We start from the raw sequence: 24,972 nt of genomic DNA, 5'->3' as shown, positions 1-24,972 counted from the left end.
CGCCGAATACTGCTTACGCGTAGCGCGGCGAACATCCTTGATCGCCTTGGCTGCACCCGTCTGTCTTGTCTGCGATTTCTGTCTCATCTTCGTTCCCTTCGGTCACTACGATGAGCCAGAAACCCTCTCTTATGCAATGCCCCTAATCTGTCCCATAGGCGCTGACGTTAGACAGTCAGTGGGCAGGCAATGATGGGTTCCTTGACGGTTTTGTTTTTATGGCGATACCGGTTTGCTGCCTGGGCTTATGCTCCCATGATCTTTTTTCTCGGCTTCAGAGCATTTCTTGGATGGGGGCGCTACGCCATTATTACAGCACTTCTGACCCTTGCATTGCTGCAACTTTACCGGAATCATCAACGATGGTTTCGGCTCCGCAATATTATCATTGCAATCCCGATTGTTATCTTGTTTCAGAATTTGGGTATGGATCGTGATTTGATTCGAAATATGGTGGAAGGTGATCGCGTTGTGGAGGCGGTTCAATACCGTGATGATCCAGGATTAATGAAAAATCTTGATGCACCGGATTTTGCTAATTTTGAATTTTTGTCTTATGTCCTGTGGGCAGTTCCAAAACAATCGCGAACATACACATATTTTACTCAATATATACAATTGTTCACGGAACCGATTCCCAGAATTATCTGGAAGGAAAAACCGGTCGGTGCGCCTATACAATTGGTGAATCTGAATGATTACGGAAATTTTATTGGCATGACAGTGTCTCTGCCGGGAGATGGCTGGATGAGCTTGGGTTGGACCGGCCTTATTGCTACCATGGCTTTCGTCGGGTTTATACTTGGTCGAATGCACCGATGGTTTTGGCGTAATCAGGGTAATGCTAAAATTATTTTGCTCTATTGTATGTTCATGCCGCTTTCGATCCAGTGGTTTCGGGACGGCGGTATTTCAATCGCTAAATTTGCTCTATGGGCGTGGCTGCCGCTCATCATCTGGGTTGGATTTGAAAAATTAATAATTGCATTTCGTGCGCCGGGTGTAGGCGGCCCTCAGGCCCGAACAGGCTAAATTCGGCGATGAAAATATTATGCGTTATGGAATGAGGAGAGGGGGTTCATGACGGTTCTCCATATCATGCAATGCACGAACCTGGGCGGCATGGAGCAGGTGGCATTCCGCGTTATGGAAGAACTGCGTAAGGATGGCTTTGATTTCCGTATTGTCAGTCCCCGTCCATTTGGGCCGGGCGTGGAATTCGTGCGGAAATTTGATGCCCATGCACAGGATTTTCAATATCGCGGCCGGTTTGGGTGGCGTGATTTCCCGGCGTTCCGCTGCCATGTTCGTGAACTGGCAGAACAGTGTTCCCATGTCTGGATTACGGGAACGTGTGCCGCTTCTTTGGCGGCGGTGAAGGGGATTAAAAAGCCAAAGGTCCTCAGCCACCATTACCACCATTTCGAAGGGCCATTTTCCTGGCTTATATGGCGATGCTTTTATGAACTTCTATGTCGTGATTTGGATGCCATAACCTATCCAATACAGTTTACAAAGAACGAAGCCCTGCGCATTGCGCCCTGGCTTTCGGCCAAGGTCAAAGTTGTGCCCAACGGATATGATCCCCATTACAAAGATGAAGCTGACAGGGCCGAACGCCAGATAGCGGCGCGCGATAAATTGGGCCTAGCGCAAGATGCTTTGATTGTTGGCAATGCCGGCTGGCTGATCGGGCGCAAGCGGTTCGATGTTTTTCTGGAGACCGCAGCGAAGGTTCTAAAAACAATACCGAACGCAATATTTGTTATATGTGGCGGCGGCCCCCTGGAAGGGGCGCTCCGTGATCAGGCAGAGCGTCTGGGCATAAAGGATGCGGTGCGGTTTGAAGGCTGGGTTGAAAATATTTCAGATTATTACCGCGCGTGGGACGTGTTGCTGTTTAATTCCGACTTCGATACCTTGCCCTGTGCCCCTATGGAGGCGGCCAGCTATGGATGCCCCACGGTGGCCTCTCTTTTTTATGGGGGGTTGGGGGAATTTATTGTAAATGGCGAAAATGGCGTTCTTTTGGTAAATCACAATGTCGATATTTTAGCCTCGAATATTGTTGATATGGCAGTGGATCAAAAAAAGGCAGCGGAAATGCGGGCTGCGGCGCGACGTACATTGGAACAGAAATTTTCATCCCCACAGGGGGTGCGTCCCTACAAACGATTTTTTTCGGACGAAAGTTTTGATTGATGGAAATTGGGCAATCATTTTACACAGGACCATTCTGGCCCCAATCAGTAAAATCCCGCCAATGGGCCAGTTGTAGGAACGGGTTTTTGATCAGGGGATGCTTTCATGAAAACGTTGGTTAAGCCAGCCCAGCGGATCATTTTTCATTGGGCCCAATTTGGACCCTATCATGCTGATCGGTGTCTTGGTCTGGCCCGGGCGCTTGGGGATACGCATCAGGTCATCGGTGTAGCTTTCGCCGGTCATAGCCGGGAATATCTATGGCAGCCGTTGTCCGAGGGTGTTGGGTTCCAAATGGAAATATTTTTTCCGGGAAAAATGGTTGAAGAAGTTTCCTTTCTGCGCAGGCTTTCTGGATTGTTGTTTTCCTGTTTTCGGCTGCGCGCGAAACATATTTTTTTATGCCATTGCACCGCACCTGAAACCCTTTTTTCGGCCATTATTCTGCGGCTTTGTGGAAAGCGCGTCTATGTCATGTCAGAATCAAAATTCGATGATAAGCCCCGCAGCATATGGTTCGAATTATTTAAAAAAATTATTTACCTTCCTTATTGTGGGGGCCTTGTGGGTGGCAGGCGTACGTGGGATTACCTCCGCTTTTTGGGCTGTTCTGATAATCGATTGGCGGAAGGCTATGATTCAATTTCCATTGATCGGGTTCAGGCAGAGGCAGGGGTTGATCCTGCGCCGGCAGGGATGGCATTTCAGGACCGTCATTTTACCATCATCGCCCGGTTTGTGCCCAAGAAGAACATCGACATGGCCATTGATGCCTATGCCCGTTATCGCGAACGCGTGGGAAGTTCTGCCCGCGCGTTGGTGATTTGTGGATCGGGAGAATTAGAAAAGGATCTGAAAGCGCGTGCTGATGGTATTGCGGGCATTCAATTTCCGGGGTTTTTGCAATCAAAGGCAATCGCCAAAACCCTGTCTCAATCTCTGGCCCTGATCCTGCCCAGCACCGAGGAACAATGGGGTTTGGTGGTTAACGAAGCGCTGGCCCTTGGTGTGCCGGCCCTGGTATCCGACAACGTGGGTTCGAGGGATTCTTTGGTGCGCAATGGGGTGAATGGCTACGTGTTTGAGCCCGATAATCCAGAAGGCCTCGCCCGGTTTATGGAAGACATTGCTGGCAATGAAGCCCTGTGGCAGCGCTTGGTAGAGGGTGCCAATGCCATGGCACCCATGGGCGATGTGGCCCGGTTTGCCGAAGGTGTGTGCAAGCTGACGGGCATTGTGGCCCCAACACGCGATAATAAATAATGGCAAAGGGCATGCCCACAGTCACCGTCATCGGCCCGTTTCCGCCGCCAGTCCACGGTGCGGCTGTTATCACGGCTTTCATGGCGGACATCATTGGTGAAAAAGCCGTGGTGAAAAAACTTAGCATCGCCCCCGATGGTCTTGAACGAGGGATTGGCTATCACCTAACCCGCCTTGGCCGGGTGATGGCGGCGATGGTGGGTTTGGCAGAGGGGGCCTTTGGCCACGCCCCGGTTTATTTTTCTGCCGCAGGCGGTGGGGGGCTTCTTTATAATATTGTGCTGGCCATGATGGCCCGGGTTCTTGGGCGCAGGATTTTTATCCATCATCATGCCTTTTCCTATTTGGACCGATGGGACTGGAAGATGGCCCTGCTTGTCCGGGGTGCAGGGTGTGGGACAACCCATATTTGTCTTTGTTCCCATATGGCATCACTGCTGCAACGCCGCTATGGCGACACCATAAATACCATGACACTTTCAAATGCGGCTTTTTTGCCGCCGCGTTCCGTCAATGCCCGAAGCAGCTCAAGTGGTGCCCTTCGGGTCGGACATCTTTCCAACCTGTGTCGTGACAAGGGGCTGGATATTGTGCTCGATGTTGTGATGGCGGCAGGGGATTCGGTGGAAAAACTTGTGCTGGCGGGGCCTGTGGCAGACCCCGATGGCGCGCGCATGATCGACAGTGCCACGGCAGAATTGGGAAACCAGATAGATTATCGGGGGCCAATTTATGGGGATGCCAAATCCACGTTCTTTGATGACATCGACGTTTTTCTATTCCCAACAGGTTATGTGAACGAGGCGGAACCAACGGTGGTGGCCGAAGCATTGGCCGCTGGGGTGCCCGTGATTGCGTATGGGCGCGGTTGTATTGGGGGCCAGGTTCCCGGGGATGCCGGGCTGGTTGTGGCCCCGGATCAGCCGTTTGCTCCTCCGGCGCTGGCATTGTTGCGCCATTGGTCGGAAAATCATATGGCTCTTGATGATGCCGCCACGAAGGCTCATGAAGCGGCCGCATCTGCCCATCATGGTGCCAAGGCTGCTCTGCAGCGCATTGTTTCTAAAATTGTTGACGCCGGGGATGGCCGGGGAGAGGGCGCATGAAAACCACGAATGCCAAAATGACCGGCTCCATAGACTGCGTGTTTGGCCATGGAAAAACTGAAATCATTTTATCGCCGCTTTACGACAATCGATTTGGTGCTCCGGGAAAGTTTTCCATTGCCCGTTGTCCGACGTGTGATGTGTTGCAAACAGTGCCACGCCCTGATGCCCCAACCCTTAATGCGCTTTATGAGCATTTTTATAATTTCAGCGGGGAAGAAACCACCTATACCGCATTCCGGGAATGGCTCTTCGATAGCGCTTTATATAAATTGTGGTTGGCCATGGATGGCGACATTACCTTTTCGGAGATTAAGGGAACTGGGCGGCTTTTGGATGTTGGGTGTAATCAGGGCCGTGGGTTAGAGCAATTTCAAAAAAATGGTTTTGATGCCGAAGGACAAGAACCCAATCCCATTGCAGCAGAAGTAGCACGCGCACGCGGCTTTCAGGTTTCAGGGGATGATCTGGAAAATTTCAATGTGGAAAAACCCTATCAGACAATCGTGCTTTCTAATGTTTTGGAGCATTCATTTACACCGCGTGAAATGTTGGAAAAGATCAACGAGATGTTGGCCCCCGATGGTGAGGTATGGATTTCGCTCCCCAATGCGGATTCTTCCCTGCGGAATATTTTTGGGGGGGATTGGATAAACTGGCACGTGCCTTTTCACATTACCCATTTTACTGGGCCGCATTTGCGACGCCTTTTGGCAGAAACAGGGTTCGAGGTTTTTTCTTTCCGCAATGAAACCCCGGCCTTGTGGGTGGCCCATTCCATCATTGCAAAATTGTATTCGCGCCCCGGCGAGCCCACGCGCCGTTTGCGAAGGGCCTGGTTTGTTGGCGCATGGATGGTGTTGGTCCGGACATTCCTGTTTCCGACCCTTTGGGGGCTTAATCGGAACTGGCGTGGGGATTGTCTGGTTGTTCGTGCCCGGAAAATGGCGGCGCCCCAGTGAAAATATTGTTTCACACCATCAATTACATCCCCGAATTGACCGGCATCGGAAAGTTCAGCGGTGAAATGGGCAGCTGGTTCGCAGAACAGGGCCATGATGTCCGGGTCGTGACCACGCCGCCGTATTATCCAGAATGGAAAATCCGGGCGGGATACCGGAAATATTGGTACGCCCGTGAAATGATCAAAGGGGCAAAGGTCATCCGTTGTCCGTTCTGGGTTCCGGAACACCCAACGGGGCTAAAAAGAATTTTGCACCTTGCCTCTTTTTCGCTGAGTGCATTTCCGGTGCTGCTTTATCAAAGCGTGTTTTGGCGGCCCGATGTTGTGTGTGTGGTTAAACCCCCCGCATTTTCTCTGCCCACGGCAAAACTGGCGGCAATGTTGGGGGGTGCCCGGTCATGGTTGCACGTCCAGGACCTGGAGGTGGATGCCGCCTTTACCATGGGTATTCTCAAAGGCAAATGGCTGCGCAAGATCGTTTTGGGGCTGGAAAGCTGGTTGATGCGCCGTTTTGATCTGGTCACAACGATTTCGGATCGCATGCTGGAAAAGATTAAGGGCAAGGGCATCGTTGCGGAAAAAAGCACCCTGTTCCCTAACTGGGTGGACACAAGCGCCATTTTTCCGGGCGAGCATCCCAGCGTGTATCGCAGCGAATTGGCCATTTTGCCGGGGACAATGGTGGCGCTTTATTCCGGCAACATGGGCGAAAAGCAGGGGCTGGAAACCTTGATTGATGCGGCGCGCCATTTACGCGGTGAGGCGCGCATTCAGTTTGTTTTGTGTGGTGAAGGCGCGGTGCGTGCGCAGTTGGAAAAAGATGCGCAAGATTTGGACAATGTGACGTTTCTGCCGCTGCAGCCTTTGGAGCGGCTCAATGATTTTTTCAATATGGCAGATGTGCATCTGTTGCCCCAACGCGCCGATGCCGCAGATTTGATGATGCCATCAAAATTGGGGGGCATGCTGGCATCGGGGCGCCCCGTCATTGCCGGCGCGTTGCCGGGAACTGAGGTTGCCCAAGCAGTTGAGGGTGCGGGGATTGTGGTGCCCCCCGATGATGGTGAGGCTTTTGCCGTGGCACTTCGGGAATTGGCCGATGCCCAGGGCCGCCGTGCTGCCCTTGGCCGTGCCGCGCGTCAACGGGCCCTCGATTTTTGGGATCGCGATAAAATACTCAACGCATGTGAACGGCGTCTGATTGAACTTTGCCAAAAATAAAACAGGCACGGGTCGTAATGGGTGATGCAACGGAAACCTTAAAAATACAGACCGCGCTCTGGCGGTTGATTGCAGGTGCCAGCCCATCCGATGCATTGCACCACGCAGATAGGGACATCGTTGTCCCTCTGGTCCAGCGTCTTGCCAAGCGGACATCCATTGGGTTGGCATCCTGGGTGCTGGCACCGTTGTTTGAAACCTTTCCTGATCTTGTGTCTGAACAATCCCGCGCACGGTCTCACCAGCGCCATCGCTTTATGCAGGCCAGCGCCGTCAAATGGCTTGGCCCCATTGCCGATGCGGGGATTGATGTTGTCTGCCTGAAAGGCATGGCAACAAAATATTGTTTCTATCCAGATCCCCTGATCCGGGGGCTGGGGGATGTGGACCTTCTTGTGCATGCCGATGATGTTCCGGGCCTTGTAAAACATTTACGAAGCGCTGGTTTTCGTTTTAAACGGTCCCGGGGAACACCGCGCTGGGGGTTAAGCAGTGAGGCCAGCTTTCACCCCTTTGTGGCCCCCGATGGCGCGTTCAGTTTCGACCTTCATATCCACCCCGATGATTATCCGGTGTTTCAATCCCTTACCACGCAGGACGTTTTTGCCAAATCGGTTGATATCGCCGCTGGTGAAATCCAGATCAAGGTGCCGTCGTTTGACCACCTGATTTTGATCGCACTCACCAATGCGGCCCGGGATAAATTTGGCCCCCTGTCGGTTGGCGCCATGATTGATGTGATGGTGGGCTTAGCTCGCCCCGGTGCGAACTGTGATTGGGGTGGGTTAATGGCATTGGCAGAATCGGGGGGATATGCACGCGCCTTGACGGCCGGGGTTCATTTGTTGGCAGCCCTTGGCGTGCCCCAGGGCCGGTTGCCCGATGGGGCAAGCCATGAATACTCAGGCTTTCAGCGGGTTGTTTTTGATGGGGTAGTCAGGGATTATCTGAATATGTTTGAAACAGAACCGTCCAAAAATTCCCTGCAAGTGCGCGACATCGGTCTGATTTCTGCGCCATCGGTGGTGGTTCATCGAAACCTGCGGCGCATTCGGGGGATGATCAAACCCTGGTCCGGCCTGCCTAAGGTTTGATTGTCTCTATTAATTTTGCCTCAATCAGGGCTTCCAGAAATTTATCGATATCGGCCCGAAGGGTTGTCTCGGGTGCTTCGGGAAAGGCCACGGCCAGCAGCGCCTTGATCTCGTCTGCACGTTGGGGCTGTTCCAAAAGAACCCATAGCGCCTTGCCCACAGGGTTCAGATGAAAGATACCCTCCACGGATGGGTCCACAAGAAAGGTTTCATCATCCATGGGGGTTTCGCTGATGGATGGCAAGCGGCGGTATGAAAGGTATTTGCTCATGATTATTTATATGGCTTTCACAGTGTCTTCCAACAATTCAAGGGCGTCATCGCCGCCACCATAGTGCAGGTTGTAACACGGCACAGATGTTACCAGGTGTGCGAATTGTTCAACCATTTCTGTCGCTGGTGCTGCCCCAAAATGTTGTCGAATCATCAGCCGCATAATCTCTGGCCGGCTCGCTTCTGAAATTTTAGGGGATGTTCCTTCTTCACGGAAAAGACGGATGATGGCACCTAAGGGCCGTTCTTCCCCAACGGGGGCCAGCAGGCTTTCGGGGGCATCGGTTGCAAGATCAAGATAGGCGTAGTGTTTGCTGGTCAGGCCACTTGCCTTTTTAATCCAGGCCGCTGATTCGGCTGATATGGAATCGGGGATGGGCAGGCGCATCCGGGGTGCCACCCCAAGGGCACAGGCGTTGCCGGTTTTGACATTGACCGGGATGATGTCATCGGAAAAGACGGCAGCGCCGCGGAATGCGCATTGGGCCGTCAGCAGGCTTTTTCCGGTCTTGCCGCTGGCCGGAAAAAGAACCAGTTTATCGTCCATTACAACACCACCGGCGTGTAGGGAAATTAGCCGGTCATCGGAATAACCATAGGCCACCATCAGCTCTACCAGAAAGCCGCAAGCAATATAGATGCGCCCGTGATAGGTCTCGTTACCCTTGATGCGGTTTGATTCCAGATGAAACGTGTCACCCTTGCGCGACACCGTGATTGCGGATGGTTTTGCGTCGCTGGCTTTAAGGGCGCTCAGGGTCCAGCCATTGAGAAGTGGCATCACCCATTCTGTGAAATCCGGGCAATCGATCACGGAAACAGAAATGGCGGCCGGGTCAAAGCTAAAATGCTGTGCTTTGGTGGTCACGATGCCATGGTGCTTGTTAGCGCTTGCTACCCTTGCCGCCCTTGCTGCCGCTGCCGCCCTGGGTTGCGCCACTCCATTGACTGGCGTCTTTGCTGCCTTTGGCGGCGGCTCGGTTCAGTGGGGCAAGCACGGGGGCGATATAAACAGCACTCGCGGCAAGGCCAAGCCGGGTAAGGGCGGCGCGCCGGCTGATTTGTTTGCCCATGCCCCGGGTCGTCGTTGGAGCGGATTTTTTATCTTCATCCATAGCCTTGGCCTTCTCTTGTCCGGGAAACCCCCGGGTGCATCTGTGTTTAACACAAACGATATGGGGAATTATAACAGGGTTTTAAAGTCTTTTTATCCATTTTTTCCCGCATTTGTCGGCGGTGCTGGCGGGAAAGCCTTCGCTGGGATATAAAAATACCACATAAAGCCCGGAAAATGGCCCCGGCATAATAAAATAGGAGCTTTTAAAATGAGTAATGCCCAAGATCTGCCCCCGATGTTTACCCCCTATACCCTTCGCGGCATGACCGTGAAGAACCGGGTCGCGGTGTCGCCCATGTGCATGTATTCCGCCACGGAAGGTGCGGTTGGGGATTTCCAACTGGTTCATCTGGGCGCGCGCGCGTTGGGGGGTGCCGGGTTGATCATCACAGAAATGACCAATATTCGCGCCGATGGCCGCATCTCTCTTGGCTGCGCCGGTTTGTACGAACCCGAACATGTTGCCCCGTGGAAACGGGTGGTCGATTTTGTCCATGATCAGTCCGATGCCAAAATTTGTGTGCAACTGGCCCATGCCGGGCGCAAGGGGGCAACGCCTAGGGGTTGGGAACGCGGCGGTGATGGTCTGGGTGATGCTGCCTGGGAATTGGCTGCCCCCAGTGCCATTCCGTTTGGCCCCGATAGCGCCACGCCCAAGGCCATGACAAAAGAAGACATCGAAGACATTCGCAAACGGTTCGTCCAGGGTGCCATTTGGGCAGAAGAAGCCGGCTTTGACATGATTGAGCTCCATGGCGGGCATGGCTATCTGTTGTCATCGTTCATGTCGCCGCTTTCCAATCACCGTGATGATGAATACGGCGGTGATATGGAACGCCGCATGCGCTTTCCACTAGAGGTGCTTCGTTCTGTGCGCGAGGTTTGGCCCGAAGACAAACCTATCTCCATGCGCATTTCCGCCATTGATTACGAAGAAGGCGGCAACACCATCGAAGACGGCATCACCATGTCGCAGATGTTGTTTGATGCCGGTCTTGATATTGTCGATGTGTCATCGGGCAATGTGACATCCCACCGCAGGCCATCGCCCGATGGTTTGTTCCAGACGCCATTTTCCGAAGCCATTCGCAATGCCACCCGAATGCCAACCATGACTGTTGGCAACATCCGATCCGGCGATGATGTGAACGCAGTGATCGCCGATGGTCGCGCCGATATTTGTGCTATTGCCAAATGGCATTTATTCGATCCCTCCTTCACTTATCATGCAGCCTATGATCAGGGTGTAAAATTACCCTGGCCAAAGCAATACCTGAACGTCCAGCGGATGTTTGGTTGAGCATTATTGAATGAGTGAAAAATCCCCTTCCACTGCTGCGCCCGAAATTGCCCCATGGGGTGATTTGATCCGGGACGGGCGCGCCCTGTTTTCCATCATGGTGATTTTGGGCGTGATTTTGCATGCCCTGCAAATTCTGGTCACCATCATCATTATGCCGACCGTGGTCGCCGATCTGGGCGGGGCAGATTATTACACCTGGCCCGCCATGCTTTATACCATTGGGTCCATCATTGGGTCCGCCAGCGTCGGCATTCTTTGGGGAAAGCTTGGCCGACGTCGGGGCTATGCCTTCAGTGGGGTGGCTTTTATGATTGGTACCATTGCGTGCGCACTGGCCCCCAATATGGGGGCCTTGGTTCTGGCGCGCGGATTTCAAGGCATTGCCGGGGGCTTGGTGATCGGTGGCGGCATGGCGCTGATCAGCGGATTGTTTACCGAAGGCCTGCGCAAACGCATTTTGGCGGCCTATCAGGGCACCTGGATGGTGGCACAGCTGTGTGGGCCATTGGTGGGCGGTGCCTTTGCTGAAATTGGGTGGTGGCGTGGATCGTTCTGGACCATGGTGCCGATCACCCTTTGTTTTGTGGTTATCGCCTGGACTAAATTGCCAGATGATGAAGCCGGCGCGGGTGATCCGCGCGGCGGCGGGCGCTTTCCATTCTTGCGTCTTTTAACGCTGGTCTCTGGTGTCTTTTCCATTGCCTTTGCAGGGCTCGCCGATGACATCGGCATGCGGGTGGCATTGATAATCGCGGCCATTGGCCTGGTTTGGATGACGTTCCATCTGGATCATCGTTCAGAAAACAGAATTTATCCAACCGGGGCAATGTCGGTGCGGTCCCCTGTGGGATTGGCACTTTTGATTTTATTCCTGGGCGGCATGGCGCAGACCTCGGTTAATATTTTCCTGCCGCTTTTGTTACAAGTGGTCCATGGGGTGACGCCGCTGTTCATCAGTTTCATTTCCATCACCATTTCCTTTGGCTGGACTGTTGGCACCTTTACGGTCTCTGGATGGTCCGGCAAGCGGGAACGTTTGGCGCTTATGGCCGGGCCGTTGTTTATGATGGTTGGTATGGCCGGGCTGGCAATGATGGCGCGCACGCCGGGGTCGTTGATCGTTATGACGTTGGCCGCCGTGGTGTTGGGATTGGGGGTTGGTATTCACAATGTCCATATTGTTGCCCGGACCATGGCCAATGCCAAAAAAGGCGAAGAACGCATTACGTCATCGGCCATGCCATCGGTCCGGTCCATGGGGACTGCCTTTGGCGCCGCTGTTGCTGGCGGGCTTTCATCCATGGCGGGGCTGGGGGATGCGACTGATCCCGAAGCCGTTGGCCGATCTGTCACCATGGTTTACAGCTTCAACCTTGTGCCCCTGGCCTGTGCTGTGGTGTTTATGGCGCTGCTAATTCGCCACGCCGCCCGCGATGACCGAAATAAAACGTCATAAACCCCACCGCTTTATTTGAAAAAAATGCCTACCTCGCGGTTTCGTGATGATGTAGGCGGCTGCTACAAATCCATTTAAAACTAATATTTTCAAATAGATGCGAGATCATTGGTCATGCGCTAATGGCGGGTTCATCACGCGCTGATCACGGGTTGGTCACAGGTGCTTCACCCACGCTCACGTTAATCTCAATGGGCTTGATTTCTAATTTTCAAATGCTGGGGCTAGTGTCTTTTCACGTTCAATGATGAGCGAAACCAAAATTGAAACCACACAGTTTTAACAAACCCAATGGAGATGAAAATGAAAAAAATGATCTTTGCACTTTCTTTCGCAGCCCTCGCCTTTGCCGGTCTTGCCGGTGGCATAGCAACGGCCAACACCAACACCCAGGTTGCCGGGAATACCAGCTATGAATATCCCGCTGATGAAATCGATGGCACCGAAGGCCGGTATCAGAGCGCAGGCGTAACGTTTGAATATCCTGCCGATGAAATCGATGGTGATGACGGCCAGTATCAAACCGCCGAAGTAACGTTTGAATATCCTGCTGATGAGCTTGATGGTGATGAAACGTTACACCCGAGCGCGTAATTATGAATGCCTCCCTGGTGGCGGATCATTGACGTGAATGGGCACCCCCCTGGCCCATGAAGTCTCCCCCCTTGATCCGCCACCGCTCCCTTAAAAAACCCCGCTTGCATCAATAATGCAGCGGGTTTTTTTTCATGAAACGGGTGAAGGGCCTTCATTGCCCCAAAATGATGCACGTTAAATTCATAAATGCGTTAAAACAGGTCGGCCCGGGTTTTCCCGGGGAATAATTTATTCTATGACCTGCGCCTGGAGGCCAACGTGTATTTTTTTAGGTTTTGTTTAGTGGCTTTGACCCTTGCAGCATTCGTGACCCCCTTGGGCGCGATGGAGCCCGTTGCATTTCTGGGCAATGTGCCGGGGGATGTGAAAATCCAGGCAAAACTTGTCCGCGACATTCGTCAATTTAAGACGGGTGAGCGCGATGCGTTGATTGCGGTGGTTTTGAAATGTGAGCTGGATCGGTCCAATTTGGCGCGCCGAAGCCTGTATGATATGTGGGAAAAAGGCTGCAAACGTGCCGAAGCCATCTGGAATGGCAAATATCAAAGGGCGAAGGCCCTTCGGATGATTGACATCCAGATGCGCCATTTTGCGGCCCAAAGGGTTTCCCTGATCGAGGCAACAAACGTTTATTTCACCCACAAAGAAACCCTCGTCCAAAAATCCCGGAACCATGAAGATATCGCAACAGAAGTGAAAGCAGCGATTGGTCAGCGTAAGGTGCTTTATGGTAAAATCAGCCGCATGCTTAAATTCTTTTTCACCTTGAAAGAAGTCATGGCGGCCAGCCGAAACTAGCATTTTAAAAAACAGTAGGAAGTAGAGAGCATGGCAACTGCAAAAACCAAAACCAAATCCAAAGTGCGTTCAGGGATCAAGCCCCCCGCAAATATGGATCGTGCAACCGTTTTGAAAACATCCAATGCGGTGTTGGCAAAAAAAGACATTCCCATAACCGAGCGCGAAGACCTGTTCAGGATCAAAGTGTTGGGGATGGATTGGGATATTGGGGTGCAGGTGTATGAACCCCGGGTAAAATCCCGGATCGCACGGGGGGCGGATGGCAAGCGCGTTGGCTGTTTCCTGCTTCATGGTGGATCGGGTGATTACAAATCAATGGAAGTGATCGCGCGCCTGTTTTCCAAAAAATTCGGGTTTAAGGTTGTGGTCATGACGTTCCCGGGCAGGCTTTGCCTGGACGAAAAAGATCGGGATTGGCCGGGCGATACCGTCAATGCCAATGGTTCTGTGCGCACCCCGATTTGGAAAAAGGGTGAACGGGTTACCCCCGATCAGTACACCGTGGTGAAAGACCCGACCAAGCTTATGAAATATGGGACCCGTCTTTATGCCCGCGCGAAACCCGGAACGCGGTTTTATGATCGCATGGCGGCATGGCCCAAAGCATTTGAAGAAGGCATGAAAACCGCCTGTGCCCGGCATTTTCCGGTCGATGAATTTTCCATCTATGTCCATGGCCATTCTACGGGCGGGCCTTATGTCTGCATGTTGAGCCAGCGGGTCGAAAACATCGCCGGCATCATGGCGATTGAAAATTCAACCTTTGGCTATATCAACGAGGTCAAGCATCTGTGGTCCGGCGGCGTGGGCAAGATTCAAGGTTATAAACGTGTGGTGACCGAAGGGCCGAAATGGAAAGACCGTTTCAACGATCTCTACATTCGCACCTGGCGGGATCTGGCGCGCTATCGCGGGCCAGAAGCCTTGGGACAAGAAGGCCCTGCGGCGTTGATGCGTCTGCCATGGCTGATGGAAGAAATTCTGGATAAATGGCATGTCGCCCGCAAGCGTGCCCAGTTCAAGGCGGAATATATGGTCACCCATAACATTGTTGGGTCGTTGCGCCAGATGGCCCGCATTTCTGCCAAACGTCTTAAAATGGCACCAAAGGACGCCAAGGCATTGGCCGATCATTTTGTGGGCTACACCCGGGAACTTAAAGGCAAAGACGTGAAACCGGTACCGCCAACGCTGTTTTTAATCACAAAAGACAGCCGCGATCATTCCCCGGAAGTGTACAAAGAGGTCATTATCCCTAAATTCAAGGCCATGAGCCCTGCACCAAAAATTGCCCTGACGCGTCTGGGGGCAGGGGTTCACACTTACGCGACACCCGAAGAAGGCCTGCCTTCTGGGGTCGCCCCAGTGGTGGCTAAATATTATTTTGATGCCATAACGAAAGGGTTTTACCTAACCAAGCCATAAAAGCGGGGGAGGCTTTGTTGCCATGACCCATACGATGTTTGTTTATATCGGTGCGGCCATGCCAAGATTGCGGGGTGTTTCGCATTCTGGGCATGGCAGGGCCTTGATAAACCAGTTTGGTGGGCTGGCCTTTATCTATGGGGGCCAAGGGCCGTGTGATAAACCCAAACATTTATGTCGCGTCATCTTGTAAAATTCAAAAGAACTTAGTAATCTAAGCTTAATCGGGCCAAGAGACAGGGCCGGAAGTAAAGATTAGAGGGAGTGCGACTTATGTTGTCCAAAGAACAAAATGACCTGATTACCCAAACCGGTCCCGGAACCACGGGCGGCAAGTTCCTGCGGTCTTATTGGCACCCTATTGCGACGTCGGAAGAAATGCCCATCGGTGGCGACCCGATCCCCATCCGCATCATGAGCGAAGATCTGGTGTTGTTCCGTGATCCCAATGATGAACTGGGCCTGATCGGGAAACATTGCCCCCATCGTGGCACAGACCTTTCCTATGGCCGGGTCGAAGACGGCGGCATCCGTTGCCTCTATCATGGTTGGTTGTTCGACAAGAACGGCAATTGCATCGATCAACCGGCGGAGCCTGAGGGCCGAAAATTCTGCGACAAAGTTAAGCATCCAGCGTATCCGGTGCAGGAAAAGGGCGGTGCCATCTGGACCTATATGGGCGAAGGGGAACCACCATTGATTCCCGATTTCGAATTTCTGATGGCCAAGGAAGAAAGCCGTTTGGCCTTTCGCGTGATCCAGAATTGCAACTGGTTGCAGGGGTTGGAAAGTTCCGCCGATCCGGCCCACACAACGTATTTACATCGTCGCCCACCGGGAACCCCGAGTGAGCGTTCATTCACCGATGTGGGCGCATTGCGTGGCAATGAGCCCCCCAAGATCGATATTGAACAAACCGAATTTGGCACAAGAATTTTTGCCCTTCACAATGCCCCGGGCGGCAAAAAATATTTACGCATCAACAATTATGTCTATCCCTGTGGTGCAACCCCATCCACGTCTACGGGTGAGGCCGGGTATCAGGGGCGTTGGTATGTACCCATTGATGATCACAGTCATTGCCGGTTTGAATTTTTCTATCGCTATTCGGCCGTTCTGGACAAAGAAAGATTGCAGAAAAACCGTGCAGAAAATGTCGGCGCTGATTTCCGCCATGTGCGCCGCATGGAAAATCGCTATTTGCAAGATCGTGATGAACTGAAACGGGGCGACAGCTTTGGCGGCATGGGGATGCATTTTCCATCACAGGATGCCTTTGCCATTGAAACCCAGGGGTCCATTCAGGACCGCACGAAAGAAAACCTGGGCTCCAGCGACATCGTCATTACTGCGGTGCGCCGGGCCTTGTTTAACGCGATCAAGAAAATGGAAGAAACTGGCGAGGCCCCGTTTGTGTTGCGCAAACCCAATGATGATCGATTTGCCAATTTCATTTGTACGGCGACGTATATTGGTGATGATGAGGACGGGCCCAGTTTTTGCAAAAGGGCTTTGGCCGAAAGAGCAGCGGAGTAACGGAAAAAAATATGGATTTACAACTCAGCATTGGCATGGCCAACAACCCGCGCACCAGCGCGATATTTGATGGCCACGTCAAGCCCGATGGCATTGACCTGATCAGTACATCGGTCCATGCATCAGAGCTGTTCTGGCGTCAATTGCGGTTCGGAGATTTTGATGTTTCCGAAATGTCGATGTCATCGTTGATGATGGCCATCGCCAATGGGGATGACCGTTGGGTTGGTATTCCTGTTTTTACCACCCGCAGAATGTTTCAAGTCGGCACCTTGGTGCGCAAAGACAGTGGCATCGACAAGCCATCGGACCTGAAAGGCAAAAAGCTGGGGGTGCCAGAATATCAGCAGACCGCAGCGCTTTGGACCCGGGGTTTCTTGCAGCATGAATATGATGTGCATGCCCGCGACATTGAATTCTGGATGGAGCGTAATCCTGAACACAGCCAAGGGGGTGCGGTGGGGTTCACCCCGCCCAAAGATGTAAAGCTTTCCTATATTCCCAACACCACCAACCTTGGCCAAATGATGTTGGATGGAAAAATTGATGGCGCGTTGCGTTATCTGGCAGGCACGAACAACTTAATCGATCGGTCCAATCTTGATCTTTATAAGCATCCCGATTTCAAGACCCTGTTCCCTGATCCCCATGCCGAAGGGGTGCGGTTCTTTAAAAAGACTGGCATCTATCCCATCAATCACGGCATGGTCATCAAGCGCGAAATTGCTGAAAAGCACCCTTGGGTCATCCTCAATCTTTACAAAGCCTTTGTGAAAGCCAATGAAATTGCTGAAAAAGCGCGAAAAAATGCGATTGGGTATCACCTTGAAACAGGGCTGCTCTCAGCCGATGCCGGCAAGGCGCTGGCAACCCCGCTGATCCAGCATGGGATTGCGGCCAACCGCAAAGTCCTGGAAACGGCTGCCCAATATTCATTCGAACAAGGCCTGACGCCGCGCTTGATAAAACTCGATGAGATTTTTGCCCCGTCTACGATGGAGCAATAGCGACTGAGCTAATGGCGCAAAAGTACGCTTATTCCCAGCTGGCAAAGCCCATGCCGCACCCGGTGCCGCCTTCGGAACGGTAGGCAGGCACGTAATCAACGACATTCATATTGAGGTCGGTCTCCGACAGGATGCCGGCAACGGTGATCCAGTTTTTGGTCTCTGACGTGCCCGCGCGGAACATGGTTTCGGGCTCATCCAAAATGGGCTGAACATTTTTGCTCTTAAATGCTTCAAGCACGCGGGTGTCAAAATCTTCATCCACCACAAAATGGCTGATGCCGCCCGATGCACAGATGGCCACCCGCTTATCGGCATGTTCGCCACCCCAGGCCGCAATGGCACGGCCAATGGATTGACCAAAGGCGTAGCAGCGTTTGGCCGTTGGTTGGTTGGGCGGAAAATACGTGTTCAACAAAATGGGCAGGATGGGGACAGGCCGGTCCCTCAGGATACGCCGACAAATGAAGCCAAAGGCATGGCCAATCCCGATCAGCCCTTTTGCATTGGTGGGTTGTTCCATGGAGGCGGTGACATCAAATTCGTCTTCAACGGCGCGCTTGATGATGGCTTTGCCCAAATCCCTTGGCACGGGATAGGTTTTATCAACAGGTGGGTATTGCGCCTTCATGGCCAGGGCAATGCCAGGCGATTTGGTCTTCATTTTTTCAACGTCCAGCGCCGTGTTGACCACTTGATTGCCGCAATAAACGGTAAAGGCGGGTTGGACTTGTTGTAAAAACCATTCGTGCTGGTCATCACCGACGATCACCACGACGTCAGGGTCAATTTCGGCCACCTTTTCACTCAGATGGTCCATGGCCGCCTGATTGCGTTCATGACGCCCGGTGCGTGCTTCAATGGATGCCTCATCAGCAAAATTTCGCTCCGATGCCCGGGCCTCGACCAGTTCCGGAAAGGAATAGACGTGGTTTTTATAAGGGTGGGCGGGATTTTTACGGTCGTCCGCAGCGCGCAGGTCCCAGCGTTCCGGCGGGGTGGATAAGAGCGGCCCATGCGATGACCCGAAACCGTAAACAATCTTTGCCATCTTGTGGCGCTCCTCTGATTTTTTTATGGCTTATCTTAAGCTTTGGCCTTGGTCTGCGGCAAGTATAACAGGGGGTAAATATGCTGGAACTCTTGCCCAAAAAGCTTGGGTCAGATACCCTGTATCATTGGGTGGAGGCCATTTTAAGAAGCAGCCCCATGTTTATTTAAGGGAGAAGAGTTATGGATACGGCAACGCTACAAGAAAACATCACGGGTGTTAGCCATAGCGGATTTTACGTTGATGACCTCGATCGTACGATTGAATTTTACACGAAGGTGTTCGGCGCAAAGTTGGCATGGCGTAACGACAAATCAAAGAATCCGCTGATAAAGCTCTATATCGGTGATTTTGGTCTATCCATTATCAAATGGCCAGAAGACCATCCCCGGGTCAAGATTCCCCACGCATTTCATTGGTCCTATCGGGTGCAATGGCAAAAGGCCGAAGAAATGGCCAAATACATCAAATCGCTCGGCATCGAGGTCGAAGGTCCCGTTGGCCATAAACGCGAAGATTTCTTCTGTAACTGGTTCTTCCTTGATCCCGATGGTTACCGGGTCGAGATTGAGGCAAAATTTGAGAAGAAAGAAGATCGGGATGCCTGTGTTGAGCGCAATAAGGCCGGACGACGCGAAGATATGGGCCTTTATGCAGGGGACGCAGTCCTGAAAACATAAACACCCTGACCATAAAGCGGCATTTATATTGCCATTATGAACCCCTGCGTATCTAATGCGACCTAATCGTGGCCTTGGTGCTGCGTTTAAATAAAAAACTCAAACAACAGGGCTTGGAAAAGGATTCTGTCATGTTCAAACAATTTCATATGACCATATCGGCATCGGTATTGGCACTGGGGGTATTGGCACTGGGCTTTGGCCCGGCGATCACCGCCACGGCCAATGCTGCAGACCTGCCGAAGGCAACTGCGAAGACACTCAAAAAACTTAAATTCGATGTATCCATGCTCAAGGGCCTGGATGCAGAATTGAAGGTTCCCAATGCATGGATTGAGGGTGCCAAAAAGGAAAAGGAAGTCGTCATTCTCGGCACCTGGTCCAACCGTGCTTTCAAAAAAATGACCAAGTCATTTAATGCACGCTATCCCTTTATCAAACTGCGCTATCACCGCACCAAGACATCGGGCCGCGGGATGAAGGTTTTGATCGCGCTGCATGGTGGCCGGGTTATCACCGATGTTACGACCAGCATTGCCGATTCCTATTTTGAATTTACAAAGATGAAGGCGCTTGCCGATCTACGTGAGCTGCCGGGTTATAAAAATGTCGCAAAGGCCCACCGTGCCAAAGACGGCACCTGGGCTGCGTTCAAGATTTCCTTTCGCTGCATGGGCTACAACACCGACAAGGTGAAAAAGTCAGAACTGCCAAAGACGTGGGACGAACTGCTGACCAATCCACGCTGGCGGAATGGCAACATTTCATTCTCCAATCATCCCAATGCCTGGCTGCTTAATCTGTGGGGCATTAAGGGTGAAAAATGGGGTCAAAAATTCACCAAGGGTCTCTATGATGTGGTGAAGCCGCAAAAACGCAAAGAAGGCATGACGGCGATGACCGCGTTGACAGTTGCGGGCGAAGCCCACGCCAATATTCCGGCACCGGCATATCGCGTTAAAAAGTACCAGCTGAAGGGCGCGCCAATTGCCTATCATTGCCCAGCACCGGTGCCCATTACGTTGTCCCAAATTGTGATGTTGGAAAAAGCCAAACATAAAAATGCTGCGCGGCTGTTCATTAACTGGATCCTGAGCAAGGAAGGGCAGATTATGCAATATGCCACATCCTTGACGGTGCCCGTGCATCAGGGGCTTCCTGAAAAACAGTTTTTGGCATTCCCCGACACCATTCTGGGCAAGCAAAGGGCCGTCCGTGACGACGCAATGCTAAACAGCCAAATGCATAAAGACATGCTGTCGCTTTGGAACGCCAACTGGATTGGTGTGCCGGAACGCAAAAGGAAAAAGAGAAGAAAAGGTAAGAAACGGAAAAAGAACTAAGCGCTTTTCCGTAGCCTAAGTAAGGCCGAATTTAGGGCACTGTTCAGATAAACCTGAACAGTGCCCTTTTCCGTTGGGGCGGCAACATAATGAAATCCCTGCAAATTCAGGCGTTTTTAACGAAATTTAGACATAAAACACATATAAGGAATTTTTAGACTTTTAGAACAGTGGTCCTTAAGGCCACCGCATGGAACACTCGGGTATGCAAACCACCAAAGAAAACTCTGTCACGCGCGGAGCATCCAGAAATGAAACATCCGTCACAGCGCCAAAAGGCGTGGCGAAGATTTTGGTTGTTGAGGATTCAAGGGTGTTCGCCCGGGCCATAACAAATGAGATTGAGAGCCGCACGAATTTTGATGTTTGCCTGGCAACAGATATGAAAAGCGCCCAAGAAATTTTGGCGGAACAATCAGACACCATTGATCTGGCAATTCTGGATTACGTCTTACCGGACGCGCCCGATGGTGAGGTGATTGACCTGGTTTCGGCCAGCGGCATTCCGTCCATCGTCTTTTCAGGTGAATACAGCGAAGATTTGCGGGACCGGCTTTTTGAAAAAGACATTGTCGATTATGTGGTAAAGGATTCCCCGTCCTGCATTGAACATGTAGTGTCTTTGCTGCACCGCCTTTACCAGAATAAATTTATCAAAGTTTTGGTCGCCGATGATTCCAGCACCACGCGCAAGCTGCTTTTGTCCCTGCTTGCCCGCTATCAATTCCAGGTGATTGTTGCAAAAGATGGACTAGAAGCTTTGGATGCTTTCAAGGCAGCGCCGGATATACAATTGGTTATTACCGACAACACCATGCCCGGGATGGATGGGTTTGATCTTGTTCTGGAATTGCGCAAACTGCGGTCAAAATCAGAACTGCCAATCGTTGGCATGTCGTCCACGGGCAATCCTTTGATGTCTGCAAAATTTATTAAATATGGCGCCAATGACTTCGTCACAAAGCCATTCATTCCAGAAGAATTTTCAAGCCGTATTTTTCAGCAACTTGAATTGATGGAGGCACATAATGCCTTGCAAGAGATCATCAGCAGGGACTTCCTGACAGGGCTTAATACGCGGAGAAGTTTTTTCGAAAAAGGCGAGCCCATTGTCGATGTCGCGCGCGGCGAAGGGTTGATGGTTACCGTTGCCATGTTGGACATTGATCATTTCAAAACAGTCAATGACACGTATGGTCATGGTGCCGGTGACACCGTATTGAAAACAATTGGTGAAATAATTTTTGATCAATTTGGCGATGATGTTTTGGCGGGCCGGCTTGGCGGTGAGGAATTTTGTTTACTGTCCACCAAATATTCCCGGGAACAGGCTGAACGCGCCTTTAAAAAATTATGCCAAACCATTGGCACGCAAAAAATTGATGCCGGTGAGGAAGCCCTCTCCATCACCATCAGCATCGGCGTCGATCACAGCAAACATGGTAACCTTGATATGGCCATATCAAAGGCGGATGGCGCGCTTTATCGCGTCAAAGAAAGTGGCCGTAACAACGTCTTGCTTACCGATCCTGAATTTATTGATTCCACCTCATAATACGGCCCTATCGGGCGGGTGTTTCCCTTCATCGTACCGTTGCCAGTTCTTCCCAGCACGTTGTGTAGCGTGGGGATCGGTGTTGTTGGGCCATCCGCCAATTGTTGCCCAGCATCGTTGCGCCATGGCGGATTGTGCCGCTCCCAAATCGCCGGTTGATGGCATCAAAGGCTTTCATGGCATCGGTTGATTGGTGTGTTTTAGGGGCTAAAAGGCTCAGCTGTGTACCGCTGGCGCGGGAAAGGCCCTCCATCATGACCCCGGCTTTTTTATAAGAAAAACCGGTGCGATAAATTTTTTCAATCCCATCCATGGCGGCACCAATAACGGCACTCCCATGATTGGTGGCGGGGTCCAGCACCAAGGTGGTGGCGTTACGATATTGGGGCTGGTCGGTTCGAAACCCGTTGGTGTGTAAAAATACGGTCACAGCCCCTGCCACCAGGCCTGCTTCGCGCAGTTTTTCGGATGCACGTTCGGCAAAGCTGGCAACGGCACTTTGCAGGTCTTCACGTCGGGTGACCCCTTTTGCAAACGACCGTGAAACCCGGCATGATTTTTTATCTTTTGGCTGGGTTTCCAGATCAAGGCAGCTTTCCCCCCGCAATTCATGAACGAGCCGCAGGCCAACCACGCCCATTTTGCTGCGCACCCATGGGTCAGGCTGGCCAGCCAGGTCCAGTGCGGTGTGAATGCCATGAGCCTTCAGCATCCGGCCATGGCGTCGCCCAATGCCCCAGATGTCTTCAACCTCGGTTGCCCCCAGCGCGTCGCGTTGATGATCGGGATCAAACAATGCTGCGACCCCGCCCATGGCGGGTATTTTCTTGGCCGCATTGCCCGCCAGCTTCGCCAGTGTCTTGGTTGGCCCAATGCCGATGGAAACGGGAATGCCCGTCCAACGCCCAACGGTGCGGCGAATGTCGCGGGCATATTGGCTGATGTCACGGGTGGTAAAGCCTGAAAGATCAAGAAAAGCTTCATCGATGGAATAAACCTCCATCGATGGGGTGAACCTGAAAAGCACCTTCATCACGCGGTTCGACATATCGCCATAAAGGGCATAATTGGAGGAATAAACCGCGATCTTGTGGCGCGCAATAATGGCACGCACCTCAAACACGGGAACGCCCATTTTGATGCCAAGGTCTTTTGCTTCCTGAGAGCGCGCGATGACACAGCCATCATTGTTAGACAATACCAAAACAGGGCGTCCAACAATGCCCGGGTTAAACACCCTTTCGCAGGAGGCATAGAAATTGTTGCAATCAACCAGAGCGAAAATCACGGGCCTATCCCACCCGCCTATACCATGCGCCGGACAACACCGGTGACCACCCCCCAAAGGATGCAGTCGTGCTCTGGGCCAACCCGGATGGGGGGGAAGTCCGGATGTTCGGCAACCAGGGTCCAGCGGTTCTTGTCCCCCAATAGGCGTTTGACCGTCAAATCAGCACCGAGGGCTGCCACCACAATGTGCCCGGCCACGGGTTCCACGCTGCGATCCACCACCAAAAGATCGCTGGGTAAAATTCCGGCACCGGTCATGGAATCCCCCACCACCCGCAGCATAAAGGTGGCCGCCGGGTGGCGCACCAGATGCGCATTGATGTCCAGGGTGCCTTCAACATAATCCTCAGCAGGAGACGGAAAGCCTGCGGCAACCGGGCTCATATAAAGTGGCAGGGAAACGGGGTTTTCTGCCTTGCTGATCGCGATAAGCACCATAGGGGGACGGCCTTCACATATTAGAACAAACAAGGAACATATGCCGGATGAAGCCCGCACGCAAGGGGGGCTGCTTATTTCTGTCGCGATCTTCGCCAGAAGACAGTATCAATCTCTAAGGAAAACACACTGCAACGAAAACACATGTGGGGATATGCCGTGGCACACTGGATCAGGTTTGAACATAATGGCGAGACGGGCTTCGGCACGCTTGATGGGGAACAGATTGATATCCATGAAGGGGATCTTTTTGCAAACCCTGTCTCGACGGGAAAATCCTGTGCGCTGGGCGATGTCACCGTATTGACCCCCTGCATGCCTGGAAAATTGATTGCCCTTTGGAATAATTCCCGCATGGCGGCCGAAAAACAGGGGCTGGAAACGCCTGGATATCCGCTGTTCTTTCTCAAACCAACATCGTGTTTTCTGGCCGCGGGTGCGCCCATTCGAAAACCCGCCGCCTATGATGGCCGGGTGATCTATGAGGCAGAGCTGGGGGTTGTGATCGGCAAGACGTGCAGCAATGTCGATGAAGCGGCAGCGACCGATGCCATCTTTGGCTACACCTGCGTGAACGATGTGACCGCATTGCAATTGCTGACCGCAGACCCGTCCTTTCCCCAATGGGCGCGGGCCAAGGGGTTTGATACCTTTGGCGTGTTCGGGCCTTCCATCGTTACCGATGTTGATGTTTCAAAAAGCGGTATTCGTGCCGAGCTAAACGGGCGTGAACGCCAAAACTATCCGGTCAGTGACCTGTTCATGCAGCCCGCAGAAATTGTTGCCAAATTGTCTCAATCCATGACGCTGGAACCGGGCGACCTGATCGCCTGCGGCACCGGCCCCGGCGCCCTGCCCATGAAACCCGGTGCAACCATTGATGTCATCATTGATGGGGTTGGCACCCTTTCAAACACGTATACCGAATAAGGGTTGCCCCCACATTGCCCAGAAAGACGGAGGACCCAAAGTTTAGGAGTTCACGACTTGCAGACTATTTTGCATAGACCCGTTAGTATGGGGTGTCTTGCTTGATATGGCTTTTTCCATTTTTGCAAACGGGTTTTGTTAAGGCGTAAATTAACAGGGGCTACTGTCTAACGTCAGCGCCTATGGGACAGATTGTCCGTCGTCATATAAAATGGAACATCTGGCGGCCTGATCTAAGAGAGGGTCTGGCCCATCTGGTTGATCATATTAAGCGGCGTATTTGCGGTATTGCAAGCGCCGGGTTTCCATGGTTTTCCGTT

25 protein-coding genes are annotated in these 24,972 nt (G+C 52.3%); 19 read left to right on the top strand and 6 right to left on the bottom strand.

The genetic code is table 11. The annotated features are described in order from the left end of the window. Positions 1-189: 189 nt before the first annotated feature. The 7 genes from HOJ08_07320 to HOJ08_07290 all read left to right on the top strand — a co-directional run bounded on the left by HOJ08_07320 (position 190) and on the right by HOJ08_07290 (position 7,850). Positions 190-1,032, top strand: coding sequence for a hypothetical protein (locus HOJ08_07320; protein MBT5673243.1), 843 nt, complete (start codon positions 190-192; stop codon positions 1,030-1,032). Positions 1,033-1,080: 48 nt separating this feature from the next. Beyond that, positions 1,081-2,202 carry a glycosyltransferase family 4 protein gene (locus tag HOJ08_07315; protein ID MBT5673242.1) on the top strand — a complete coding sequence of 374 codons (1,122 nt, stop codon included), beginning with the start codon at positions 1,081-1,083 and terminating at the stop codon, positions 2,200-2,202. Between the two features lie 105 nt (positions 2,203-2,307). Beyond that, a complete protein-coding gene (locus tag HOJ08_07310; protein ID MBT5673241.1) occupies positions 2,308-3,465 on the top strand; it encodes a glycosyltransferase family 4 protein in 1,158 nt (385 codons plus the stop codon). Positions 3,466-3,476: 11 nt separating this feature from the next. Next, on the top strand, positions 3,477-4,571 hold the full coding sequence (locus tag HOJ08_07305; protein MBT5673240.1) for a glycosyltransferase family 4 protein: 1,095 nt from the start codon (positions 3,477-3,479) through the stop codon (positions 4,569-4,571). Beyond that, complete coding sequence (locus HOJ08_07300) at positions 4,568-5,533, top strand: class I SAM-dependent methyltransferase (protein ID MBT5673239.1); 966 nt, start codon at positions 4,568-4,570, stop codon at positions 5,531-5,533. The genes HOJ08_07305 and HOJ08_07300 overlap by 4 nt, the downstream gene beginning before the upstream one ends. Beyond that, a complete protein-coding gene (locus HOJ08_07295) occupies positions 5,530-6,756 on the top strand; it encodes a glycosyltransferase WbuB (GenBank protein ID MBT5673238.1) in 1,227 nt (408 codons plus the stop codon). The genes HOJ08_07300 and HOJ08_07295 overlap by 4 nt, the downstream gene beginning before the upstream one ends. Positions 6,757-6,773: 17 nt before the next feature. Beyond that, positions 6,774-7,850 (top strand): hypothetical protein, encoded by a 1,077-nt coding sequence (locus HOJ08_07290; protein MBT5673237.1) that lies wholly within the window; start codon positions 6,774-6,776, stop codon positions 7,848-7,850. Here the strand turns inward: HOJ08_07290 and HOJ08_07285 are convergent. Genes HOJ08_07285 through HOJ08_07275 form a run of 3 tightly spaced genes read right to left on the bottom strand, consistent with a single transcriptional unit; the run spans position 7,840 to position 9,238 of the window. Then, positions 7,840-8,121, bottom strand: a complete 282-nt coding sequence (locus HOJ08_07285) for a PqqD family protein (GenBank protein MBT5673236.1) — start codon at positions 8,119-8,121, stop codon at positions 7,840-7,842. The genes HOJ08_07290 and HOJ08_07285 overlap by 11 nt on opposite strands. A gap of 6 nt (positions 8,122-8,127) precedes the next feature. Continuing rightward, on the bottom strand, positions 8,128-8,991 hold the full coding sequence (locus tag HOJ08_07280) for a hypothetical protein (GenBank protein ID MBT5673235.1): 864 nt from the start codon (positions 8,989-8,991) through the stop codon (positions 8,128-8,130). 16 nt (positions 8,992-9,007) lie between these two features. Beyond that, entirely contained in the window at positions 9,008-9,238 is a 231-nt protein-coding gene (locus tag HOJ08_07275) for a hypothetical protein (GenBank protein MBT5673234.1), read from the bottom strand. A gap of 210 nt (positions 9,239-9,448) precedes the next feature. Here HOJ08_07275 and HOJ08_07270 point away from each other — a divergent pair, with 210 nt between their 5' ends. From HOJ08_07270 to HOJ08_07235, 8 genes are all read left to right on the top strand, one after another. After that, the gene (locus HOJ08_07270; protein ID MBT5673233.1) at positions 9,449-10,540 is read left to right on the top strand and encodes a hypothetical protein; all 1,092 of its coding nucleotides are present in this window, start codon (positions 9,449-9,451) and stop codon (positions 10,538-10,540) included. Between the two features lie 10 nt (positions 10,541-10,550). After that, the gene (locus HOJ08_07265) at positions 10,551-11,999 is read left to right on the top strand and encodes an MFS transporter (GenBank protein ID MBT5673232.1); all 1,449 of its coding nucleotides are present in this window, start codon (positions 10,551-10,553) and stop codon (positions 11,997-11,999) included. 303 nt (positions 12,000-12,302) lie between these two features. Next, a complete protein-coding gene (locus HOJ08_07260) occupies positions 12,303-12,593 on the top strand; it encodes a hypothetical protein (GenBank protein MBT5673231.1) in 291 nt (96 codons plus the stop codon). A 285-nt stretch (positions 12,594-12,878) separates the two neighbouring features. After that, positions 12,879-13,394 carry a hypothetical protein gene (locus tag HOJ08_07255; protein ID MBT5673230.1) on the top strand — a complete coding sequence of 172 codons (516 nt, stop codon included), beginning with the start codon at positions 12,879-12,881 and terminating at the stop codon, positions 13,392-13,394. 30 nt (positions 13,395-13,424) lie between these two features. Next, the gene (locus HOJ08_07250) at positions 13,425-14,822 is read left to right on the top strand and encodes a hypothetical protein (GenBank protein MBT5673229.1); all 1,398 of its coding nucleotides are present in this window, start codon (positions 13,425-13,427) and stop codon (positions 14,820-14,822) included. Positions 14,823-14,844: 22 nt separating this feature from the next. Then, complete coding sequence (locus HOJ08_07245; protein MBT5673228.1) at positions 14,845-15,015, top strand: hypothetical protein; 171 nt, start codon at positions 14,845-14,847, stop codon at positions 15,013-15,015. Between the two features lie 80 nt (positions 15,016-15,095). Then, a complete protein-coding gene (locus HOJ08_07240) occupies positions 15,096-16,358 on the top strand; it encodes an aromatic ring-hydroxylating dioxygenase subunit alpha (protein ID MBT5673227.1) in 1,263 nt (420 codons plus the stop codon). Positions 16,359-16,369: 11 nt separating this feature from the next. Beyond that, entirely contained in the window at positions 16,370-17,365 is a 996-nt protein-coding gene (locus HOJ08_07235; GenBank protein MBT5673226.1) for a hypothetical protein, read from the top strand. Positions 17,366-17,393: 28 nt separating this feature from the next. Here HOJ08_07235 and HOJ08_07230 read toward each other — a convergent pair whose 3' ends face one another. Next, positions 17,394-18,416: a protocatechuate 3,4-dioxygenase gene (locus HOJ08_07230; GenBank protein MBT5673225.1), complete on the bottom strand. Its 1,023-nt coding sequence runs from the start codon at positions 18,414-18,416 to the stop codon at positions 17,394-17,396. 182 nt (positions 18,417-18,598) lie between these two features. Between HOJ08_07230 and HOJ08_07225 the strand changes: the two genes are divergently transcribed. The 3 genes from HOJ08_07225 (at position 18,599) to HOJ08_07215 (ending at position 21,994) form a co-directional block, all read left to right on the top strand. After that, positions 18,599-19,096 carry a VOC family protein gene (locus HOJ08_07225; protein ID MBT5673224.1) on the top strand — a complete coding sequence of 166 codons (498 nt, stop codon included), beginning with the start codon at positions 18,599-18,601 and terminating at the stop codon, positions 19,094-19,096. Positions 19,097-19,227: 131 nt separating this feature from the next. Next, the gene (locus HOJ08_07220) at positions 19,228-20,439 is read left to right on the top strand and encodes an extracellular solute-binding protein (protein ID MBT5673223.1); all 1,212 of its coding nucleotides are present in this window, start codon (positions 19,228-19,230) and stop codon (positions 20,437-20,439) included. Between the two features lie 205 nt (positions 20,440-20,644). After that, on the top strand, positions 20,645-21,994 hold the full coding sequence (locus HOJ08_07215) for a diguanylate cyclase (GenBank protein ID MBT5673222.1): 1,350 nt from the start codon (positions 20,645-20,647) through the stop codon (positions 21,992-21,994). Positions 21,995-22,022: 28 nt separating this feature from the next. Here the strand turns inward: HOJ08_07215 and HOJ08_07210 are convergent, their stop codons facing one another. Both HOJ08_07210 and umuD read right to left on the bottom strand, forming a co-directional pair. Next, positions 22,023-23,303 carry a Y-family DNA polymerase gene (locus HOJ08_07210; protein ID MBT5673221.1) on the bottom strand — a complete coding sequence of 427 codons (1,281 nt, stop codon included), beginning with the start codon at positions 23,301-23,303 and terminating at the stop codon, positions 22,023-22,025. Next, positions 23,300-23,722 carry a translesion error-prone DNA polymerase V autoproteolytic subunit gene (gene umuD, locus HOJ08_07205; GenBank protein ID MBT5673220.1) on the bottom strand — a complete coding sequence of 141 codons (423 nt, stop codon included), beginning with the start codon at positions 23,720-23,722 and terminating at the stop codon, positions 23,300-23,302. Before umuD ends, HOJ08_07210 begins: the two co-directional genes overlap by 4 nt. Before the next feature lie 159 nt (positions 23,723-23,881). Between umuD and HOJ08_07200 the strand changes: the two genes are divergently transcribed. Next, a complete protein-coding gene (locus HOJ08_07200; GenBank protein MBT5673219.1) occupies positions 23,882-24,652 on the top strand; it encodes a fumarylacetoacetate hydrolase family protein in 771 nt (256 codons plus the stop codon). The last annotated feature ends 320 nt before the right edge of the window (positions 24,653-24,972 follow it).

The organism is Rhodospirillales bacterium (genome assembly GCA_018666775.1).
In the GTDB taxonomy this organism is placed as follows: Bacteria; Pseudomonadota; Alphaproteobacteria; order SMXQ01; family SMXQ01; genus JABIXC01.
The sequence above is the reverse complement of the archived record's forward strand: the minus strand, read 5'-3'. Positions and strand labels throughout refer to the sequence as shown.